The sequence below is a fragment of the Streptomyces sp. NPDC002467 genome (assembly GCF_042889825.1).
Classification (GTDB): Bacteria; Actinomycetota; Actinomycetes; order Streptomycetales; family Streptomycetaceae; genus Streptomyces.
In genome coordinates this window covers 1-18,827 of the sequence record NZ_JBIARJ010000026.1, presented here as the reverse complement: position 1 = coordinate 18,827, position 18,827 = coordinate 1, and the positions used below count along the sequence as shown (strand labels likewise).

Genomic DNA, 18,827 nt, shown 5'->3' with positions numbered 1-18,827 from the left:
GGAGGTGCTCGGCGGGCCGCAGGGGAACGCGTACGCCGGAAGCGGGTGTTCGGCTAGGCGGGCGCCTTGTCCGGTTCCCTGCCGGTCTCCGCGGCCGCGGGTCCCCGGCCGGGTCGGGTGCGCGCGCCCCAGCGTGCGAGCGAGGGGCCGGCGGCGCCGACGGCGGCGAAGAACACCCCGAGGAGCAGCCATCCGGCCGTACCGGCTCCGAGGACGATGGTGGTGAGGATGGCGGGGGCGAGTGCCTGGCCCGCGCTGAAGCCGAGCCCGAGGAGCCCCTGGTACTGGCCCTGGGCGTGCTCCGGTGCCAGGCCGAAGCCGAGGGCGAAGCAGGCCGAGGACTCCCAGATCTCCCCGAGGCTGTGGACGAAGATCGCCGCGACCACGAGCCCGGCGGCCGCCCACCCGGGGATGTGCGCGGTCAGGGCCATCATCGGGCAGCTGAGGAGGAAGAGGAGGCCCGCCGTGCGGAAGGCCCGGCCGCCGTCGCGAGGGGTTTCGACGCGCGATCCGATCCTGGTCTGCAGGAGGACGCAGACCCCGGCACTGATCGCGGACACCGCCACCACGGTCCAGCGCGGCGCGTCCGTGTGCTCGGAGATCCAGATGGGCAGGAGCAGGGACACCGTCGCGTACTGCAGCCCCATCGCGCCGTACAGGAGCGTGAAGGTCACGAACGGCCGGTCGGCGAGGGCCGTCCATCGGCCCTGCAGCGGCGGCCGCGGCAACGGCTCGTAGGGGGGCAGCAGGAACAGGAGCAGGGCGCAGAGCGCGAAGCTGGCGGCGTTGCCGAGGATCAACACCAGGTAGGCGGGACGGCTGTTCGCCGCGACCGCGAATCCGGCACCCGCGGTGCCGAGGACGACGCCCAGATTGACGTACGTACGGAGCTTCGCCCTGAACAGGGCCGGGCGCTCGGTGCCGACCCGGCCCACGAGGGCTCCCCAGGCCGCGCCGCCGACGGCCGCGGCCAGCTGGTCGACGGTGGCGACGACCGTGAGGGCGGACCAGCTCTCGACCAGTACGAGAGCGGACATCGCCAGCGCCTGGACCGCCAGGGCGAGCATCATGACGGTGCGCGGCCCGCGTCGATCGGCCAGGTGGCCACCCGGTATCCCCGCGAGCAGGCCGATCAGGCCGGCGACGGTGAGGGCGGCACCCACCTGCGCTGCCGGGAGCCCCACGACCAAGGTGAAGTAGAGCGCGGACGCCGTGTTGAAGAGCCCGTTGCCGACCCGGTTCACGAAACTGGCCAGGATCAGTACGCGCTCTGCCCGGTTGTTCCCCACCATGGCGGCCATCCGGCCGAACGCTCTCCCCTTGGTCATGGGCGCAGACTAACAGCGGCCCTTACGACACCCGGCCGGTGCATCTTTGCACCCTTTGGAGCACCATGCCGTGGTCCGCCTCCCGGAAGACGTGACGGGGCACCACGCCTCGGGTCGGTGGTCGCTTCGTCCCCAACCACATCTGCACGCCGGTGAATCTCGCCGATGAGCCGCTGGTCGTCCGAGACCGCGAGGTGATCGACCGCCGGCAGGTCACGGCACGAGGGGCCAATACCTGAGCTTCGCTCCAGACGGGAGAGTCGGCGGTGACGACCACTTAGGCTGTTGCCGGGATTCGATCAAGGAGCAGGGCACAGTGCGGATAGAGCGTCACCAGGTGGGCGGGGCCGCGGTATCGGCCGCGCGCGAGGACTTCACGAACCGGATCGGGGGGCAGGTCCGGTCCATGTCGAGGGGCGGTCGGATGACCACCTACGAGTGGCAGTCGATCGCGGAGGAGTTCCTCGACTACCTGGGCGCCCTCTCCGTCGAGACGCCCGACCTGGACACCGCGGAGGCCGAGGCCGTCCTCAAGGACGCCTCCGAGGCGGCGGCGGGCGCCGTCGCCTACGCGGCGTACCACCCGCACTGCTCCTTCCAGATCTTCCTGGAGTACGTGAACTTCGGCATGGGCTACGACCCGGGTGACGACGAACCCGAGGAGAGCGTCACGCCCGGCGAGTGGACCGACGCGCTCTGCCTGGCGGTCCTCCGGGACAAGGCCAAGTGGCACGGCGAGGCCTTCCACTTCGCCCGCGACAAGTTCGCCGCGCGGACTCGGGGACTGCCCGGCGGTGAGCTCGCCACGGGGCTGATGGCCGTCGTCCTGGACGACACCGGCGACGACGAGGAGTACCCGCCGAGCGCGCGGGCCAAGCTCGCCGCCGTCGACGCGGCCCTGGACCGGATCCGGACCCGCGCCGAGGAGAGCGGCGATCCCCTCCTGGACCGGCCGGACACCGCGGCGCTGCGGACACTGCGCGCCCTGGCCGCCGAGGACCGGGCGGCCTTCGACGCCGCGCTGGCCGGCCTCCTGACCACGCACCACGCCTCTCACGGCTCCACGACCTCCCCGCGCAGCCTCCTCCCGCTCGTCCCCATCGCCCTCGCCGCGCTCGCGTACCGGACGCTGGGCTGGGCCCCGGCCGTCCGCAGCGACTACCTCCCGCACGCGCTGGTCACCGGCTTCGAGGCCCGGGGCCCGCGGGTCGGGGGCTTCGGCCGGAACCGACGGCCGGACGCGGTCGCCGAGCTGGCGGCGGGCCCCCTGGTGGTGGAACGGCCGGACGGCGACTGGACGGTGAGCCCGCAGACCGAGGCCAGGTACGCCGGGCGGCTGGAGGAGGCGTTCACCCCTGTCGACGGGCAACCCCCCGGCGTCTCGCTGCTCGGCAGCGTCATGGCGGACCAGGAACGCCTCTTCAAGTGGCGGGCCGGGGGCTCCGGAGGAGTCACGGACGCCCAGCTCGCTCGGCTCAGGCTGGTCTCCCAGGTGGGGGCGGCCCTGTTCCGCATCGCCCTCGCGGAGCCCGGCACCGGGACCGAGGTGACCATCGACGGCAGGGAGCTGCGCTACCCGGCCGAGCGGAAGCGGGCGGCCGGCGCCGGCAACTGGCAGATGGCCACCGCCTTCGCCCTGATGACGGGCGTACGCGAGGACCTCGCCCCGCTGGTCCTGACCGGCCCCACGTTCGCGAGCGCCGACGGATCCGCCTTCGGCCCGTACCGCGAGGCCCTCCACGCCTACCTGAAGGGCGACGATCCGGAAGCCGCCGCGCAGCGGGCGCTGGACCAGGCCGAGAAGGCCGAGGACTGGGGCTTCGCCATGCCACCGGCCGTGCTGCTGTCACAGCTCGTGGAGGGCGACGAGGAGAGCTTCAACCTCGCCCTGGCCGACGCGCTCGAAGCCCACCGCGCCCACTACCAGGTCGCCGACCGCGCCGACCATCCGGACGCCGCCATCGACGTCGACATCCTCGCCCTGGCCTGTCACGCCCGCCGCCGCGGCTGGGCGATCCGCGTCGAGTCCCCCTACCTGCCGCAGGAGATCCTGCGGGCCGCCCAGCCCTTCTGACGGGGCTCCGACGGTCCCTCCGGCGCGGCGCGCAGGCGGCCGGAGGGGCCGACCGCGGTGCCCGCGCGACCTACAGCGCCCCGTCGGCGGCGCGGTCCAGGAACGTCTGCAGTGCGGCCAGCTGCTGTTCCACCGCCTGCGTGAACCGCGCGCCGGTCTTCTTCACGTCGACGCCCTCGGGGCCGTCGGCGACCCGGTCCGCCGCCAGCTGTCCCACCCGGGTGGTGAGGGTGGCCAACTTCTCCAGGTCCCGTCTGCCCTCGCCGGTCGTCACGATGCGGGCCGTCGTATAGGCCCGTGCGAGGTCCGTGTTGGCGGGTGCGTACCCTTCGGCCAGCGCGCGCTGCCTGTCCGCCGCGGTCCTCGCCGGATCGAGGCTCACCCTCAGCAGTTGGCCGGCCTGCTGCACGTATCTGTTCACGCTCGCCGAGAGCTCGACGTACGCCTCCCGCCGGATGTCCGCGCGGCGCGCATCCGCCTCGGCCCTGTGCGTGTCCTTGGCCTCGAAATAGGCGAGCGTGCTTCCGGTGAGACCCGCCAGGGCGCCGATCATCGCTCCCGCGAGGACGGCGAGGGTGGCTCCCCGCTGCTTCGGTCGCCCGGTGGTGCCGTCGTCGCCTGCCTTGTCCCGCTTCTGCGCCATGTCGTACCCGTACCGCGGTGGGCGGGATCCGGCACGTTCGACGGCCGACTGTGACCCCAACGGTCCGCCGCATGCCGATAGCTTCGGGAAAGCCCATCACATCCGGATGAGAAGGACTCTCTCGTGGCCTTGACCCGACGCGCCTCACTCGCCGCGCTGTCCACCGTCGCGCTCACGCCACTGCTCGGCGGCACCGCGGCCGAGGCGGGCACCACGGCCGGGCCGTCCGTCGCTCCGTCGGACGACGCCTTCGCCCGTCTGGAGCAGGAGTTCGACGCCCGGCTGGGTGTGTACGCGTTCGACACCGGCAGCGGGCGCGTCGTCGAGCACCGCGCGGACGATCGGTTCGCCTTCGCCTCCACGTACAAGGCGCTCGCCGCGGGGGCGGTGGTGAGGAAGAACTCTCCCAGGCGCCTGGAACGGGTCCTGCGCTACAGCCGGGACGACCTGGTCGCCCACTCCCCCGTCACCGAGCAGCACGTCGGAACGGGCATGACTCTGCGCGCGCTGTGCGACGCCGCCGTGCGCCACAGCGACAACACCGCCGGGAACCTGCTCTTCCGCGACCTGGGCGGACCCAGGGGGTTCCAGCGCGCCCTGGCCGGTCTGGGCGATCGCACGACTCGGGCCGACCGCTGGGAAACCGCCCTCAACCAGGCCACGCCCGGGGACCTCCGCGACACCAGCACCCCGCGCGCCCTCGCCACCGACCTGCACGCCTACGCCCTCGGCGACACCCTCGGCGCCGAGGGCAGGGCCCTCGTCGTCGACTGGCTGAGGCGCAACACCACCGGCGACGCCCTCGTCCGCGCCGGCGTTCCCGCCGACTGGCGGGTCGGGGACAAGACCGGAACGGCCGAGTACGGCACCCGCAACGACATCGCCGTCCTCTGGCCGCCGCACCGCGAGCCGATCGTCGTCGCCGTCCTGTCCAGCCGCGCCACCCCGGACGCCGAGCACGACGACCGCCTCATCGCGCGAGCCGCCGAAGCCGTCGTCGCCGCGCTGCGCCGGCGCCCCACCGGTCAGGAGAAGGGGATCCGGTCCGGGCGGCAGACCGTGCCCGGGGGCGGGAGCGTCCCGTCGACGAAGTAGCGGCTCTCGTACGCGCTGACGCAGCTGCTGCCGTTGTTGAACAGCGCGGTGTGCCCGTACCCGTCGTTCGTGAGGAGTCGGGCGTCTGCCAGCTCACGGGCCATGGCCTGGGCGCCGGTGTAGGGCGTGGAGGGGTCGTACCGGGTCCCGATCACCAGGACGGGGCGGGCGGTGGGCTTGTTCCACGGCCCGTCGTACCCGGCGGCGGCCCGGCCCGGCCAGGTGGCGCAGGGTTCCGCCGCCCACGTCCAGTAGCGTCCCGCATCGCCGGCCCGCCGGGCGCTGTCCTCCTCCAGCCGGTGGTAGGCGGCGGGGTCACGCTGGTTGGGGCTGTCGCCGCACCACACGGCTGCCGCCTGCTCGTCCCCGAGGTACGGGTTCGGCCGGTCCACCGGGGGCGGCGGCGGGTACACCGCGGGCGCGGGGGCACGGCCCTGGGACAGCTCCTGGAGCCTGCCCGCGAGGGCCGTCCAGCCGGGGTCGACGATGTAGAGGCTGCTCACCGTGTCGGCGACCGTCTTGGCGTACGTCCACGGGCCGATCGGACGCTCGCGCAGCCGCTGCATCAGCGCGTCGAACTTCTCGCGGGTGGCCTCGGGGCTGCCCGCCGAGAAGGCGCAGCGCGCCGCGGGCGCCGATCCGCACAGGGTGAGGAACCGGTCCAGGGTGGCGGCGGCGGTGCGGTCCGAGCCCATCCGCAGGAGGGTCGTGCTGCGGGGATCGGCCTGGGGGCCGCCGTCGATCCAGGCCCGGGGGGCGATGTTGCTGTCGAGGGCCATGGCGCGGACGCTGCCGGGGAAGAGGTTGGCGTAGGTGGCGCCGAGGATCGTGCCGTAGGAGACGCCGAGGTAGTTCAGCTTCGGGTCGCCCACGGACCGCCGGAGGAGGTCCAGGTCCCGGGCGGTGTCGGCGGTCGACACGTGGCGCAGCAGGTCCGGGTCGCGTTTCTCGCAGAGCCGGCCGAGGTCCTCGTAGGCGTCGATCCACGCCTTGCGCTCCTGCGCGCCCACGGGGAAGCCTCCGGGTGGGCGGGCCGCCCAGGTCTTGGCCTGCGCGGTGGTGTCGAAGCAGTTCACGGCCGTGCTGTTGCCGATCCCGCGGGGGTCCCAGCTGACGATGTCGAACCGTTCCCGCAGTTCCTTCGGGAAGGCGTCGTAGTTCTGCGGGACCTGCACGGTGCCGGGGCCGCCGGGACCGCCGGGGTTCACGAAGAGGGTGCCGATGCGCCGGCCGGGATCGGTGGCCTTGCGGCGGACGACCGCGAGGTCGATGGTGCGGCCCACGGGGGCCGCGTGGTCGAGCGGCACCTTCGCCGTGGCGCATTCCCAGGGGCTGCCGGGTTTGCACGGGCTCCAGTCCAGTCTCGGTACGGTCGCCGAGGGTGACGGGGGCGTGCTCCGCGCGGCGGCGGATCCGGTCCCGAGTCCGGGACCGGTGCCCGTGAGCAGCGCCGAGCAGGCCAGCGCCGCGGTGAGGAGTGCCGCCCGGAGTCGGCGGCCGGCCGTCGGACCCGGTGCGGACATGTTACGCGCTCCTCGGTCACGGCGAGGGATCGGCCCGGCGGTCGATGCCGCCGCATCGGTACGCACGCCCATGCCACCACGAAACCGCGTTTCGGCGGCGCGCGCGAGCCGGGCGGGTACGTTGGGCACGTGATCGACTTTCTCCGGGGCGCCCCGGTCGCAGGCAGTCTCGACGTCGTCTGGCACGCCGGCTGGTCCTCCCCCAAGCACGACCCGGCCCCGGAGATCCAGGTCCACGCCTACTCCGAACACACGGTGATCCTGCGTCAGAACAAATCCGTGCACTACGAGGCCCCGTTCCTCTTCCTCCTCTTCGGCAATGAGCGGGCGCTGCTCCTCGACACGGGCGCGTCCGCCGATCCGGCCCATTTCCCGCTGCGGGAGACGGTCGACCGGCTGGTCGCGGACTGGCTGGAACGCCACCCGAGGCCCGCGTACGCCCTGCTGGTCGCCCACACCCACGGACACGGCGACCACATCGCGGCGGACGCGCAGTTCACTGACCGACCCCTGACCACGGTCGTGGGTCCCGAGCTGGACGAGGTCACGGCCGCCTTCGGGCTCGCCGACTGGCCCCACCGCACCGGCACGCTGGACCTGGGCGGCCGCATCCTCGACCTGATCCCCGGCCCCGGCCACCAGCGGGCCGCGGTGGTCTTCCACGACCGCCACACCGGCCTCCTGCTGACGGGCGACTCCGTCTATCCCGGGCGGCTCTACATCGAGGACCGGGCGGCCTACTCGGCCACCGTCGACCGGCTGCTGGACTTCTGCGCCACCCGCCCGGTCCGCCATGTCCTCGGCTGCCACGTCGAGATGACGACCACGCCGGGCGAGGACTACCCCCGCGGCACCACGCACCAGCCGGACGAGCCGCCGCTCCAACTCACCGCGGCCCATCTGCGGACCCTGCGCGAGGCCCTCGACGAGACGGCGGACGGCCACGGCACGCACCCCTACGCGGAGTTCGTCCTCGTGTACCGGGACTGACGGAGCAGGCCGGCGGGCGCCACGGCGGTGATCGGCGGGTTCCCGCGAAAACGCGGTGGGCTGCGGTAGTAGGTGGGGCGACATCCGTACCCCGTCCGAAGGGACCCACCGTGTCTGCTGAGCTCAGCCACAGGCTCAAGGAACTGCTCGACACCCCCGTCTTCGTCACCATCGCCACCATCCAGCCCGACGGAAGCCCCCAGGTGTCACCGGTCTGGGTGAAGCGCGAGGGCGATGACGTGCTGATCTCCACGACGGTCGGCCGGCGCAAGGAGAAGAACATGCGCCGCGATCCGCGCGTCACCGTACTGCTCCAGCCCTTCGATTCCCCGTACGAGTACGCGGAGATCCGCGGCACCGCCGACCTCAGCACCGAAGGCGGCCAGGAGCTGATCGACGAGCTGTCGGTGAAGTACACCGGGAAGAAGTACAGCGACTTCAACCCGGCGTCAGCCGCCGACGCCCCGCGCGTGGTCGTCCGGATCTCCGCGCGGAAGATCGTCGGGGCACTCTGAGCCCCGCCGACCATCGCACCCCGTGCCCCGCGCCCCGGAACGGCCGCGGGGCACGGGGTGCGACCTCACTCCCGTGACGTGACCGTCCGGCCGTCGGCCGGGCCACCGAACGGCGCGGTGGCCGGTTCCGCGGGGTGGGTGCCAGGGCCTGTCTTTTGGATCAACCCCGTGAGCCCGGCATGACCCGAAAGACAAGCCCTAGATGACGCCGGGGATCTGCCGGGCCGCGAAGGCGGCCCGAACCGCGTCCGCCGCCGGGTCGCCGTACATCTGACGCGCCGTCTCGATGGTCGTCAGCGCCGCGTCCTGGAAGTCGGTGTCGGGCGCGAAGCCGAACTGCGCGTTGACGATGATCCGGTCCGCGGTACGGGCGCCCAGCGCGTTCCGGACGTCGAACAGGGCCCGCGACCAGATCTCCCCGTCGGCGTGCACCTCGCCCACGATGTCTCCGTACACCTTGCTGCCGTCCACCCGGCGCAGGCAGTGCGGGGCGGTGGTGTACGGGACGGAGTCCCAGTCCGCCACGCACGCCAGGTCCGCCCGGCGCGGCCAGCCGTTCGCCTGCACCGCGTTCTCCCCCACCTCGATGGCCAGGTAGTCCGCGAAGGCCTCGCCGATCGCCCCCGCTTCGGGCGACCGGCCGAAGCCGGGAACCTGCGCCTGGTGCACCGCGTGCCCGTACTCGTGGACGATCACCTCGGCGTCCTCGGCGTCGTCCACGCCGCCCTTGCCGTAGCGGATCTCGCCCCTCCTGCCCGCGAGGAAGGAGTTGTCGAGGCCGTACTGGTTGATCCGCACCGCCTGCGGACGGTTGTTCACGCCCGGCAGCTCGCTGCCGAAGCCCAGGCCCTGGAGGTACTCCTGCGCCTCGTTGATCCAGAAGTACGCCATCACCTGCTCGAACTGGTCGTTGCTGCGGTTGTACGTGGCCGCGGCGGAGACCGAGGCGGGGGCGCCGGTCTCGGAGCGGACGTACGCCCACCGCCCCGAGAGGCGCCCGCTCGTGTCGAGGTTGCGCAACTCGGCTGGCGTGTAGGCGGAGTTCGGGACGGCCGAGGCGGAGTCCCTCTGGTCGGTGAGGCTCTGATCGCCCGTGGACTGGACGGGGTTGACCATGAAGATCCGCGCCTGGGGCAGGGCGGCGGCGCCGGCGGCGGGTGCGTCAGGTGCGGCGCCGGCGGCAGGTGCGGCGCCGACCGGTCCGGTCGGCACGAGCAGCGCGACCCCGGCGGTGGCCGCGGCGACGAGGCCTCGGATGGTGGTACGGCGAGCCATCGACATCCTCCTGGGTGGGTCCTCGGACACGAGGGCGGCCCCTTCGACGCGGACTCCCGTGCGCGGCGACCGCGGGGACGATGCAAACATGCCGCCCTGGGATGGCCAAGGAACCCGGAGGGTGAAGTCCTGATGCTCCGACGGCCGGATGGCCGTACGGCCGGCCCGGCGCCAAGTCGGTGCGGCGGCGCTGCTCTAGAGGGCGGCTCCCGGAGCGTCGGCGAGGTCGATGGTGAAGGCGACCCGGTCGAGTCCCGGGCCGTCGTAGTCCGGTTTGACGACCGAGGGAGTGAAACCGAGCCGGGTGTGGAACGCGCGTGACGCGGTGTTCTCCGGGCTGGTGACGCAGTGCACGTGACGGCGCCCGTGTGAGCGGGCGAGCGCGAAGAAGGCCCGGTAGAGGGAACGCCCGACGCCCTGGCCGTGCAGGGCCGGGTCCACGCCGACGAAGTGCACGTAGGCGGTCCCGGGTTCCGTCTGCGACAGGAATCCGACGAGGAAGGCCGCGACCTCGCCGTCGCCGTGTTCGACCAGGAAGCTGGTGGTGGTGAAGTGCTGGAAGTACAGCCGGGGCAGGAGCAGCGCACGCTCCGTCGCTCCGGCCTCCCCCTTGAGGCCGCCCCACCACGCGTCGAGTACGGCGAGCACGCGGAGATGGTCCTCGTCGGCGAGGCGCCGGGCCCGCAGGCCGACGGGAAGATCATCGATCATCCGTGCAGTCTGTCATCCCGAGCGAAGCACGCCACGGACGGGGCCGATCCCCCTGGCGTGGCCGAGGCCGGTCCGCACGAAGGCGAGCGGCGGCCCCGGCCGTCCCGGGTCGCTACCCGGCGGCCACGACTTCGCCGGCCGTGACCTGGGGAGGGTTCGGCAGCAGCGACGCGAGGTTGTCGCGGACGAATTCGGCCGCCCTCCTGACCGACTCCTCGGCCCCGGCACGGTCCTCGTAGACGCTGGTGGAGACCATCACGCCGCCGCCCGCGTCGATCCAGTAGTAGGCCACGAATCCGGGGACTTGGCGCAGGAGGGGGACGAAGCCCTCGTCCACTCGGCGTCCCGCCTCTGCGGGATCGGTCACGCCTTCGTACCGTCGAACCACTGCGTACACGGCTGATCTCCTCATTCGTCCCAAGGTCGCCCCGCGCGGAACGACATACCCCCGCTGCCCGTTTCCCGCTCGCGGGGCGCCCGGAAGGCACTCGGATAGGCGCATCGGTGGTCCGCACCGGGCATCCGCCGGGGCGGATGCGGAGGAAGAGGAGTTGACCGGCAGCGACCACGTATATGCACGTAGTGCACTGTCCGCTGCGTCCCGGAGCGTTGCCGTGCCATCGAACATACGATGGGCGGGAACCGGCGCGGACGGCTCCCGCTGCCGGCCGCCCAGAGCACGTGGGGTGGAGACGTATGGCACAGGCTGCCGATGCAGGGCGGACCGTCATCCTGACGGTGGACGACGATCCGGGGGTTTCCCGTGCGGTCGCGCGTGACCTGCGGCGTCGTTACGGCGCCGGGTACCGCATCGTGCGCGCCGAGTCCGGTGAGTCCGCGCTGGAGGCGCTGCGCGAGCTGAAGCTGCGGGGCGACCTGGTCGCGGTGATCCTGGCCGACTACCGGATGCCGCAGATGAACGGCATCGAGTTCCTCGAACAGGCCCTGCAGGTGTACCCCGGCGCGCGGCGCGTCCTGCTGACCGCGTACGCCGACACCAACGCGGCCATCGACGCGATCAACGTCGTCGACCTCGACCACTACCTCCTCAAGCCGTGGGACCCGCCGGAGGAGAAGCTCTACCCCGTCGTGGACGATCTGCTCGCGGCCTGGCGCTCCAGTGACCACCGGCCCGTACCCGCCACCAAGGTGGTCGGGCACCGGTGGTCGGCGCGTTCCTCGTACGTACGGGAGTTCCTGGCCCGCAACCAGGTGCCGTACCGCTGGTACTCGTCCGACGAGCCCGAGGGGCAACGGCTCCTGGAGGCGGCCGGGGTCGACGGGCAGCGGCTGCCCGTGGTGGTCACTCCGGAGGGCACCGTGCTGGTCGAGCCGGACGCGCCCGAACTGGCCGCCCGTGTCGGACTCGCGACGACGCCGACCGCCGATTTCTACGACCTCGTCGTGATCGGCGGCGGCCCGGCCGGGCTCGGCGCGGCCGTGTACGGGGCCTCCGAGGGGCTGCGTACCGTCCTGGTCGAGCGGTCGGCGACCGGCGGGCAGGCCGGGCAGAGCTCGCGCATCGAGAACTACCTCGGCTTCCCCGACGGCGTTTCGGGGGCGCAGCTCACGGAGCGCGCCCGCCGTCAGGCCGGCAAGTTCGGCGCCGAGATCCTCACCGCGCGCGAGGTCACGGGGCTGGAGGTCAACGGCGCGGCGCGGGTCGTCCGCTTCTCCGACGGGTCGGCGGTCGCCGCACAGAGCGTCATCCTGGCGACGGGCGTGTCGTACCGGCAGCTCCAGGCTCCGGGCTGCGAGGACCTGACCGGCTGCGGGGTGTACTACGGCTCCTCGCTCACGGAGGCGTCGTCCTGCCAGGGCCATGACGTGTACATCGTGGGCGGGGCCAACTCCGCCGGGCAGGCCGCGATGTACCTGGCGCGGGGCGCGAAGTCGGTGACGCTGCTGGTGCGCGGGGAGTCCCTGACGGCGTCGATGTCGCACTACCTGATCCAGCAGATCGAGGAGGCGCCGAACATCACGGTGCGGACCCGTACGGTCGTCGAGGCGGCGACCGGGGACGGGCACCTGGAGCGGCTGACGCTTCGGGACGTGGACAGCGGCGCGACCGAACTCGTCGACGCGCAGTGGATGTTCGTGTTCATCGGCGCGGCGCCGCGCACCGACTGGCTGGACGGTACGGTGCTGCGCGACGAGCACGGTTTCATCCTGGCCGGGCCGGACCTCACGCCGGACGGGCGACCGCCGGCCGATTGGGAACTGGACCGGCCGCCGTACCACTTGGAGACCAACGTTCCGGGCGTGTTCGTGGCGGGCGACGCGCGCGCCCGGTCCGCGAAACGCGTCGCGTCCGCCGTCGGAGAGGGAGCCATGGCCGTCATGCTCGTCCACCGGTACCTGGAGCAGTCATGAGCGGCGAGGTCATGCCGTGCAGCCCGCAGGAGATCACCTCGCTGTTCCTGTTCGAGAAGCTCTCCCCGGAGCAGCTCGGGTGGTTGTGCCGCGAGGGGCGGGTGGAGCGGTTCGAAGCCGGCCCGGTCTACACCGAAGGGGACCCGGCCACCTGCTTCTACGTGATGATCGAGGGCACCGTCGTCCTCTACCGCCGGGTCGGCGGCGACGACGTCGAGGTCAGCCGCACCTCGCAGCGCGGCGTGTACGCGGGTGCCATGCAGGCCTACCTCGGCGACCGCGTGCCGCAGACGTACAACAACACGATGCGGGTGACCGAGCCGACGCGGTTCTTCGTCCTGCCCGCGCAGTCGTTCGCGGACATCATGCGGGAATGGTTCCCGATGGCCGCGCACCTGCTGGAGGGGCTCTTCTTCGGCTCGAAGCAGACGCAGCGGGCCATCGGGCAGCGTGAACGGCTCCTGGCGCTGGGGTCGTTGTCGGCCGGTCTCACCCACGAGCTCAACAACCCGGCCGCGGCGGCCGTCAGGGCCACCGCGACACTGCGGGAACGGGTCGGCAAGATGCGGCACAAGCTGGCTCACATCTCCCAGGGGCAGTATTCGCGCGAGGCGATCGCCGACCTCATCGAGATCCAGGAGCGGACCGTCGAGCGCGTCGCGAAGGCGACGGCGCTCAGCCCCCTGGAGGCGTCCGACCGGGAGGACGAGCTCGCGGACTGGCTCGACGACCACGGGATTCCGGAGGGTTGGCGGATCGCGCCGACCTTCGTACAGGCCGGTCTGGACACGGACTGGCTGGAGCACGTCGCGGCCACCGTGGCCGAGGAGATCCTGCCGGCGGCCATCGGCTGGCTCAACTACACGGTCGAGACCGAACTGTTGATGGACGAGATCGACGACTCGACCGCCCGCATCTCCCATCTCGTGGACGCGGCCAAGCAGTACTCGCAGCTCGACCGCGCCCCGCACCGCGTCGTCGACGTCCACGAACTCCTGGACAGCACCCTCCTGATGCTGTCCGGCAAGATCGGCCCCCAGGTGCGGGTGGTCAAGGCGTACGACCGTTCCGTGCCCGATGTGCCCGCCTACCCGGCCGAGCTGAACCAGGTGTGGACGAACCTCGTCGACAACGCCGTCTTCGCGATCGGCAGCACCGGCCGCGACGGCACGCTGACGGTCCGCACCGCGCGCGAGGGGGACCGCCTGCTGGTGGAGTTCCGCGACACCGGTCCCGGCGTTCCGGCGGACATCCGCAGCCGCATCTTCGATCCCTTCTTCACCACCAAGCCGGTCGGCGAGGGCACCGGCCTCGGCCTCGACATCTCGTGGCGGATCGTCGTCAACAAGCACCACGGGAGCCTCGAAGTCGAATCCGCCCCCGGCGACACCCGCTTCCGGGTGCTGCTGCCGCTGACCGCACCGCCGCAGGACACCTCCACCGATACGGAATCCGCCGAGGAGCAGGCATGACCGAGCTCGAAGGAATCGATCCGACCGTCCCGCCCAGCGGCACCGGCTGCACGGAGTGTGACACGGTGGGCGGCTGGTGGTTCCACCTGCGACGCTGCGCCCAGTGCGGTCACGTCGGCTGCTGCGACTCGTCCCCCGCGCAACACGCCACGGCGCACTGGAAGTCCACCGGTCACCCCCTGGTGCAGAGTTTCGAGCCGGGCGAGGAGTGGTTCTGGAACTTCGACACCAACGCCCTGTACGAGTCCGGCCCCGAGCTGACACCGCCGCACGGCCACCCGGCGGACCAGCCGGCACCGGGACCGGCCGACCGGGTCCCCCAGGACTGGACGACGCGGCTGCACCGCTGATCGACGCGTGGCCGGTGGCGCGGAGGGGCGCCAGGATGGAGGGATGACGGACACCTTCACCACCCGGACGATCGACGTCACCACCGGCTCCGCCGAGACCGTCCACGATCTGACGGCCGCGTGCGCCCGCTTCCTCGACGAGGTCGCCCGGGGACGTGACGGGCTGCTCAACGTGTTCACCCCGCACGCGACGGCCGGGCTGGCCGTCATCGAGACGGGCGCGGGCAGCGACGACGACCTGCTGGACGCCCTCCGTACGCTGCTGCCCGCCGACGACCGCTGGCGCCACCGGCACGGCTCCCCCGGCCACGGCCGGGACCACGTCCTCCCCGCGATCGTGCCGCCGCACGCCACGCTGCCGGTCGTCGGCGGCGAACTCGCCCTGGGCACGTGGCAGTCGGTCGTCCTGGTGGACACCAACGGGGACAACCCACGGCGCGCGGTACGACTGTCCTTCCTCGCCTGAGACCCACCGGCAATCCGCCGAGCGGGTGACCCAACCCTGTTCGAGCGAGTTTCGGCACCGCCACCGCAGGCCCTCCAAGGCCACCACGACCCGCAAGAACATCCGTTCGCGGTTCTCCCCTGATTCGGCCGTGACGTGCCCCGATCGGGAGTCGTTCCTGGAGCACCAGTACTAGTCGTGCGGCCATCCGGAGGACCCCGTGCACCCGCTACAGCCCGATCCCTCGCCCCCCGTAGCGATCGAACACCCCGGGGCGGCCTCCGCGGTCCGCACCGGGGGGTGTCTGTGCGGGAGAATCCGGTTCACGGTGGCCGGTGAGCCCGACTACCCGCACGTCTGTAGTTGTCCGGACTGCCAGGGCCTGTCCGGCGGTCCGATGATGTCCTGGGTCACCTTCGCCCTGGACGGCCTGACGTGGACCGGTTCCGGTGGCGAGCCCGCCTGGCACCACACGTGGCCGGATTCCCGGCGCGGCTTCTGTCCCGGCTGCGGCAGCCAGCTCTGCGCCCTCGACGACGGAGCCGCCGGCATCGCGGTCACCCTGTCCGCGCTGGGCAACCCGCCCGACCTGGTGCCGGTCGGCCAGAGCTTCCGCGAGACCGCCGTGACCTGGCTGCCCCAGGTCCCCGACTCCCGTCATCCCGGCGCCGCGCGGTGAGCGGCGGGCCCCGGCACACGGTGCCGGTCGACGTCCATCTCGTCCTGCGCCGCGACGGCGGGGCGGGCCCGGAGGTACTGCTGTCCCGGCGGTACGGGCCGGTCTACGCGACGGGACTGTGGCACCTGCCGTCCGGGCATCTCGACCCGGGCGAGGACATGGTGGAGGCGGTCATCCGGGAGGCTCGCGAGGAGACCGGCGTGCTCATCGACGCCGAGGACGTGACCGCGGCCGTCACCGTGCACCACCGTCCCCCCACGGGTTCCCGCTCCCGACTGGGCGTCTTCTTCGAGGTCCGCCGGTGGTCCGGGCGGCCCCGGATCATGGAGCCGGACCGCTGTGACGCCATGGGCTGGTACCCGATGGACGAACTCCCCGGGCCGATGGTGGCGTACTGCCGGGCCGGGCTGGACGCCTACCGGGCGGGACTGCCCGCCGCCGTGCACTTCCAGCGGCCGGACGATCCCGTCGCATACACACCGGGCGGCCCGGACCGCACCCGCCTGCTCACCGGCCCGACCGCCGACCGGTCCGAGCTGCCGTACCGGCTGCGGGTGTTCGCCGAGCGGGCCGTGGGCCGGATCACGCGGGCGACGGAGGTGTCCTGGGTGCGCACCGGCAGCCGGGTGTGGCGGCTGACCGGGCCAGGGGGCGGCACCTGGTACCTGAAGCGGCACCGTGGGCCGAAGTTCCACGACCGGGAGGTGGCCGCTTACCGGACGTGGGTGCCGGCGCTCGGGCCACGGGCTCCCCGTCTCGTCGCGGCCGACACGGAGGCGCGGGCCGTCGTCGTCACCGCCCTGGCCGGGAGCCCCCTGCACGGCATGGTCCTCGACACGGCCGCCGAGGCACGCGTCCAGCACGCTCTGGGCCGTCTGACCCGCGCCCTGCACCGCAGCGCCCCCGAGCGGAACGGCGGCACCTCGGCAGCCGCGGACGAGGTGAAGCGTCACCTCGACGAAGCCCGGCCGCACCTCGGCGACGGGGACGAGCACCTGGTCCTCGCCCTGGCCGGCGCCTACGCGAAGCTCCCGCGGCCCGCCCTCGTACCCACCCACGGGGACCTCCAGTACCGCAACGTCCTGCTCAGCGACGGCGGCGAGCCCCTGTTGTTCGACTTCGAGCGGGCGGAGTACGCCACCGCGACCCGGGACATGGTCCGCATCGGCGACACCTGGACCGGCCGCCCCGACCTGCGTGCCGCGTTCCTCGCCGGCTACGGCAGACCGCTCACTCCCGGGGAGGAACTCCGCCTGGACTGCGAGGCCGCCTTCGACGCCGTCTCCGCCGTCGCCCACGGCACCGGCCACGACGACCCCGAGGTCACGGAGCGCGGCCTGCGCACCCTGCGCCGCCTCCACACCGTGTTCACCGCTCCCGTCACTCCCGACCGGCCGCCGGCCGTTGAGCCTTGAACCGGCCGCCGGATGCCCCGGCTCCCCCTCGTACGAGGTCATCCGGACACGACCGTGTCGTCCCTGCGCAGCCGGTTCCAGGCGGCCAGGCCGAGCATGAGGCCCCACAGGACGAAGAGGCCGTACCAGAAGAGGCCCCAAGCGGCCTGCGGGTGGGCGTCCTTGGCTGCGAAGGCGGGCGCGGAGACGACGCGGCCGGCGGCGAACAGGCCCCGCATCGCGAAGTACGTGAAGCCCCACAGGGTCATACCGACCGAGGCGGTCAGGGACAGGGCGCAGAGCGTGCGGCGCGGCAGCCGGCGGCCCCAGGGCCGCACCAGGCCGAGCGCGACGACGGCACCGGACACCGCGACGGCGCCCATCACCCAGTAGCCGATCGCGGCTTCCCACGTGCCGTGCGGCGCGGAGGCGAAGTCCCCGGGGAAGGTCGCGCCGATCCCGGCGCCCCACCAGAAGTGCGGCGCCGCGTAGGCGAGTGCCGCCCCGGCCGCCACATATCCCGGCCAGGCCTGCCGCCACCCGCGCCGTACCCGTGCCGAAGCCGTGGCCGAAGCCGTGACAGGCGTCATGTCGTCCCCCGAAGTCCATTGCGGCGCACTGCGCGCCTCCTGGGAAGACTCTGGCGGAGCGGCCGCCCGGGCACCTCGGCCACCGGGACCAACCCGTCTCCCCCGCACGGGGGAGGATCTCTCCGACTCGGAGGGCGGCCCCTCCCTCGACGCCGCCGGGCGAACGTTCCCCCGGACGGACGGCCCGGCGGGCACCCGCGCACGGCCGGCCGGAGGATGAGGGCGGGGACGCGCGACGGGAGTCGACCACCATGCCGTACACCGCCAGTCAGTCGCACCGGGCGCGCAGCACCCTGGCCGGCGTGCTGGTCCTCGTCGGGCTCACGGTCAGCGGCTGCGGCGCCGAGGACGACGCCGGACAGGCGCCCGGAGCGGGGCCCCGCCCCCAGGCGGCGCGGTCCGGGAAGGTCACCATCGTCTACGAGGAACGAACGGTCCCGCCGGAGGACCGGCAGGTCGTGACGCTGATCCGCGACTCACGCGTGCTGGAGCGCACGGCCGACTGGGTGAACCGGACGCTCACGCTCCCGTACGACATGGTCGTGAAGGTCACCGCCGAAGTGCCGCCCGGCGTCACCGACGCCGTCACCCAGCCGGACGGCAGGACGATCTACATCCCGCCGTCGTTCCTCGCCCAGATCGAGGACTCCTTCGCCGACGTCGTGAAGACCGTCAAACGTCCCGCCCCGTTCCCCGCGTCGCAGTACAACACCGACGACCTCACCGTGCTGGCGACCGAGTTCATCTTCGGCCACGAGATGGGTCACGCCCTGCAACGGCAGCTCCTCCTGGCCAATCTCGGCCTCGAAGAGGACGCGGCGGACGGCTTCGCGTCCTTCTACACCGTCAACGAGGTCGGGCCGGGCCCGTCGCTGGCGGCCGCGATCCTCTTCGACGAGATCGCCCGCAAGGGAGGCCGGTTGACCCTGGAGAACCTGGCCAGTGACCACCCCGTCACGCAGGCACGGGTCTTCAACTTCCTGTGCTACCTGGAAGGCAGCGACCCGAAGAAGTACAAGCAGCCCCTGGTCGACGGCGGGTACCTCCCGAAGACCCGCGCCCCCCTCTGCCCACAGGCGTGGGCGATGCTGGACTACGGCTGGTGGACCCAGCTCCAACCACACTTCAGCACCGCGTTCAAGCCTCAGGGGGACCAGGACCAGAAGCGGGCGCAGGCGCGGTTGGTCGCGGAGACGAAGGCATTCACGAAGGTGCTCGACGAGCTCCGCCAGAGCCAATGACCCGTCCCGCCGCGAGCAGGCGGTCGGGCACGCGGAAGACGCTCGGCGGGGAGTCCCTGCCGAGCGTCTTCGTGCGTCTACTGATGCCTGTGTCGGCTTAGTACCAGTGATTGGCGGACCAGAAGTTCC

At 72.5% G+C, this 18,827-nt stretch carries 18 protein-coding genes; 11 read left to right on the top strand and 7 right to left on the bottom strand.

Features of this window, described 5'->3' with window-relative positions:
- Positions 1 to 53 precede the first annotated feature (53 nt).
- Positions 54 to 1,328 (bottom strand): MFS transporter, encoded by a 1,275-nt coding sequence (locus ACFYYJ_RS36645; protein ID WP_385367119.1) that lies wholly within the window; start codon positions 1,326 to 1,328, stop codon positions 54 to 56.
- Positions 1,329 to 1,665: 337 nt separating this feature from the next.
- On the opposite strand from ACFYYJ_RS36645, the gene ACFYYJ_RS36640 reads away from it, so the two are divergent.
- The gene (locus tag ACFYYJ_RS36640; RefSeq protein ID WP_389138828.1) at positions 1,666 to 3,402 is read left to right on the top strand and encodes an immunity 49 family protein; all 1,737 of its coding nucleotides are present in this window, start codon (positions 1,666 to 1,668) and stop codon (positions 3,400 to 3,402) included.
- 70 nt (positions 3,403 to 3,472) lie between these two features.
- On the opposite strand, the gene ACFYYJ_RS36635 is transcribed toward ACFYYJ_RS36640, so the two are convergent.
- Positions 3,473 to 4,045 carry a hypothetical protein gene (locus ACFYYJ_RS36635; RefSeq protein WP_385367287.1) on the bottom strand — a complete coding sequence of 191 codons (573 nt, stop codon included), beginning with the start codon at positions 4,043 to 4,045 and terminating at the stop codon, positions 3,473 to 3,475.
- Positions 4,046 to 4,168: 123 nt separating this feature from the next.
- Here ACFYYJ_RS36635 and bla point away from each other — a divergent pair, with 123 nt between their 5' ends.
- Entirely contained in the window at positions 4,169 to 5,140 is a 972-nt protein-coding gene (bla, locus tag ACFYYJ_RS36630; RefSeq protein WP_389138672.1) for a class A beta-lactamase, read from the top strand.
- Here bla and ACFYYJ_RS36625 read toward each other — a convergent pair.
- Positions 5,071 to 6,663 carry an alpha/beta hydrolase gene (locus ACFYYJ_RS36625; protein ID WP_389138670.1) on the bottom strand — a complete coding sequence of 531 codons (1,593 nt, stop codon included), beginning with the start codon at positions 6,661 to 6,663 and terminating at the stop codon, positions 5,071 to 5,073. The two genes, bla and ACFYYJ_RS36625, sit on opposite strands and share 70 nt — an antisense overlap.
- Before the next feature lie 129 nt (positions 6,664 to 6,792).
- Between ACFYYJ_RS36625 and ACFYYJ_RS36620 the strand changes: the two genes are divergently transcribed.
- A complete protein-coding gene (locus ACFYYJ_RS36620; protein WP_389138668.1) occupies positions 6,793 to 7,653 on the top strand; it encodes an MBL fold metallo-hydrolase in 861 nt (286 codons plus the stop codon).
- Between the two features lie 110 nt (positions 7,654 to 7,763).
- Complete coding sequence (locus ACFYYJ_RS36615) at positions 7,764 to 8,168, top strand: PPOX class F420-dependent oxidoreductase (protein ID WP_385123166.1); 405 nt, start codon at positions 7,764 to 7,766, stop codon at positions 8,166 to 8,168.
- A 198-nt stretch (positions 8,169 to 8,366) separates the two neighbouring features.
- Here the strand turns inward: ACFYYJ_RS36615 and ACFYYJ_RS36610 are convergent, their stop codons facing one another.
- From ACFYYJ_RS36610 to ACFYYJ_RS36600, 3 genes are all read right to left on the bottom strand, one after another.
- Positions 8,367 to 9,443 carry a M4 family metallopeptidase gene (locus ACFYYJ_RS36610; RefSeq protein ID WP_389138666.1) on the bottom strand — a complete coding sequence of 359 codons (1,077 nt, stop codon included), beginning with the start codon at positions 9,441 to 9,443 and terminating at the stop codon, positions 8,367 to 8,369.
- Between the two features lie 195 nt (positions 9,444 to 9,638).
- Positions 9,639 to 10,154 carry a GNAT family N-acetyltransferase gene (locus ACFYYJ_RS36605; protein ID WP_385123162.1) on the bottom strand — a complete coding sequence of 172 codons (516 nt, stop codon included), beginning with the start codon at positions 10,152 to 10,154 and terminating at the stop codon, positions 9,639 to 9,641.
- A gap of 112 nt (positions 10,155 to 10,266) precedes the next feature.
- Positions 10,267 to 10,521 (bottom strand): hypothetical protein, encoded by a 255-nt coding sequence (locus ACFYYJ_RS36600; RefSeq protein ID WP_389138663.1) that lies wholly within the window; start codon positions 10,519 to 10,521, stop codon positions 10,267 to 10,269.
- Positions 10,522 to 10,850: 329 nt separating this feature from the next.
- On the opposite strand from ACFYYJ_RS36600, the gene ACFYYJ_RS36595 reads away from it, so the two are divergent.
- The 6 genes from ACFYYJ_RS36595 (at position 10,851) to ACFYYJ_RS36570 (ending at position 16,888) form a co-directional block, all read left to right on the top strand.
- Positions 10,851 to 12,527 carry an FAD-dependent oxidoreductase gene (locus ACFYYJ_RS36595; protein WP_385123159.1) on the top strand — a complete coding sequence of 559 codons (1,677 nt, stop codon included), beginning with the start codon at positions 10,851 to 10,853 and terminating at the stop codon, positions 12,525 to 12,527.
- Complete coding sequence (locus ACFYYJ_RS36590) at positions 12,524 to 13,999, top strand: ATP-binding protein (RefSeq protein ID WP_385366265.1); 1,476 nt, start codon at positions 12,524 to 12,526, stop codon at positions 13,997 to 13,999. Before ACFYYJ_RS36595 ends, ACFYYJ_RS36590 begins: the two co-directional genes overlap by 4 nt.
- On the top strand, positions 13,996 to 14,349 hold the full coding sequence (locus tag ACFYYJ_RS36585) for a UBP-type zinc finger domain-containing protein (protein WP_385123153.1): 354 nt from the start codon (positions 13,996 to 13,998) through the stop codon (positions 14,347 to 14,349). Before ACFYYJ_RS36590 ends, ACFYYJ_RS36585 begins: the two co-directional genes overlap by 4 nt.
- A 43-nt stretch (positions 14,350 to 14,392) precedes the next feature.
- On the top strand, positions 14,393 to 14,815 hold the full coding sequence (locus tag ACFYYJ_RS36580; RefSeq protein WP_385366266.1) for a YjbQ family protein: 423 nt from the start codon (positions 14,393 to 14,395) through the stop codon (positions 14,813 to 14,815).
- A gap of 379 nt (positions 14,816 to 15,194) precedes the next feature.
- Entirely contained in the window at positions 15,195 to 15,473 is a 279-nt protein-coding gene (locus tag ACFYYJ_RS36575; RefSeq protein WP_389138659.1) for an aldehyde-activating protein, read from the top strand.
- Positions 15,470 to 16,888: an NUDIX domain-containing protein gene (locus tag ACFYYJ_RS36570; protein WP_389138657.1), complete on the top strand. Its 1,419-nt coding sequence runs from the start codon at positions 15,470 to 15,472 to the stop codon at positions 16,886 to 16,888. The genes ACFYYJ_RS36575 and ACFYYJ_RS36570 overlap by 4 nt, the downstream gene beginning before the upstream one ends.
- 38 nt (positions 16,889 to 16,926) lie before the next feature.
- Here the strand turns inward: ACFYYJ_RS36570 and ACFYYJ_RS36565 are convergent, their stop codons facing one another.
- Positions 16,927 to 17,457: a DUF3995 domain-containing protein gene (locus ACFYYJ_RS36565; protein ID WP_389138654.1), complete on the bottom strand. Its 531-nt coding sequence runs from the start codon at positions 17,455 to 17,457 to the stop codon at positions 16,927 to 16,929.
- A 251-nt stretch (positions 17,458 to 17,708) separates the two neighbouring features.
- Between ACFYYJ_RS36565 and ACFYYJ_RS36560 the strand changes: the two genes are divergently transcribed.
- The gene (locus tag ACFYYJ_RS36560; protein WP_389138652.1) at positions 17,709 to 18,698 is read left to right on the top strand and encodes a DUF4344 domain-containing metallopeptidase; all 990 of its coding nucleotides are present in this window, start codon (positions 17,709 to 17,711) and stop codon (positions 18,696 to 18,698) included.
- Positions 18,699 to 18,827 lie beyond the last annotated feature (129 nt).

Excerpts from the sequence above, each read along its gene's own strand:
- ACFYYJ_RS36645 (WP_385367119.1), bottom strand. The coding sequence starts at position 1,328 with ATGACCAAGGGGAGAGCGTTCGGCCGGATGGCCGCCATGGTGGGGAAC.
- ACFYYJ_RS36635 (WP_385367287.1), bottom strand. The coding sequence starts at position 4,045 with ATGGCGCAGAAGCGGGACAAGGCAGGCGACGACGGCACCACCGGGCGA.
- ACFYYJ_RS36625 (WP_389138670.1), bottom strand. The coding sequence starts at position 6,663 with ATGTCCGCACCGGGTCCGACGGCCGGCCGCCGACTCCGGGCGGCACTC.
- ACFYYJ_RS36610 (WP_389138666.1), bottom strand. The coding sequence starts at position 9,443 with ATGGCTCGCCGTACCACCATCCGAGGCCTCGTCGCCGCGGCCACCGCC.
- ACFYYJ_RS36605 (WP_385123162.1), bottom strand. The coding sequence starts at position 10,154 with ATGATCGATGATCTTCCCGTCGGCCTGCGGGCCCGGCGCCTCGCCGAC.
- ACFYYJ_RS36595 (WP_385123159.1), top strand. The coding sequence starts at position 10,851 with ATGGCACAGGCTGCCGATGCAGGGCGGACCGTCATCCTGACGGTGGAC.
- ACFYYJ_RS36590 (WP_385366265.1), top strand. The coding sequence starts at position 12,524 with ATGAGCGGCGAGGTCATGCCGTGCAGCCCGCAGGAGATCACCTCGCTG.
- ACFYYJ_RS36585 (WP_385123153.1), top strand. The coding sequence starts at position 13,996 with ATGACCGAGCTCGAAGGAATCGATCCGACCGTCCCGCCCAGCGGCACC.
- ACFYYJ_RS36580 (WP_385366266.1), top strand. The coding sequence starts at position 14,393 with ATGACGGACACCTTCACCACCCGGACGATCGACGTCACCACCGGCTCC.
- ACFYYJ_RS36575 (WP_389138659.1), top strand. The coding sequence starts at position 15,195 with ATGTCCTGGGTCACCTTCGCCCTGGACGGCCTGACGTGGACCGGTTCC.
- ACFYYJ_RS36565 (WP_389138654.1), bottom strand. The coding sequence starts at position 17,457 with ATGACGCCTGTCACGGCTTCGGCCACGGCTTCGGCACGGGTACGGCGC.
- ACFYYJ_RS36560 (WP_389138652.1), top strand. The coding sequence starts at position 17,709 with ATGCCGTACACCGCCAGTCAGTCGCACCGGGCGCGCAGCACCCTGGCC.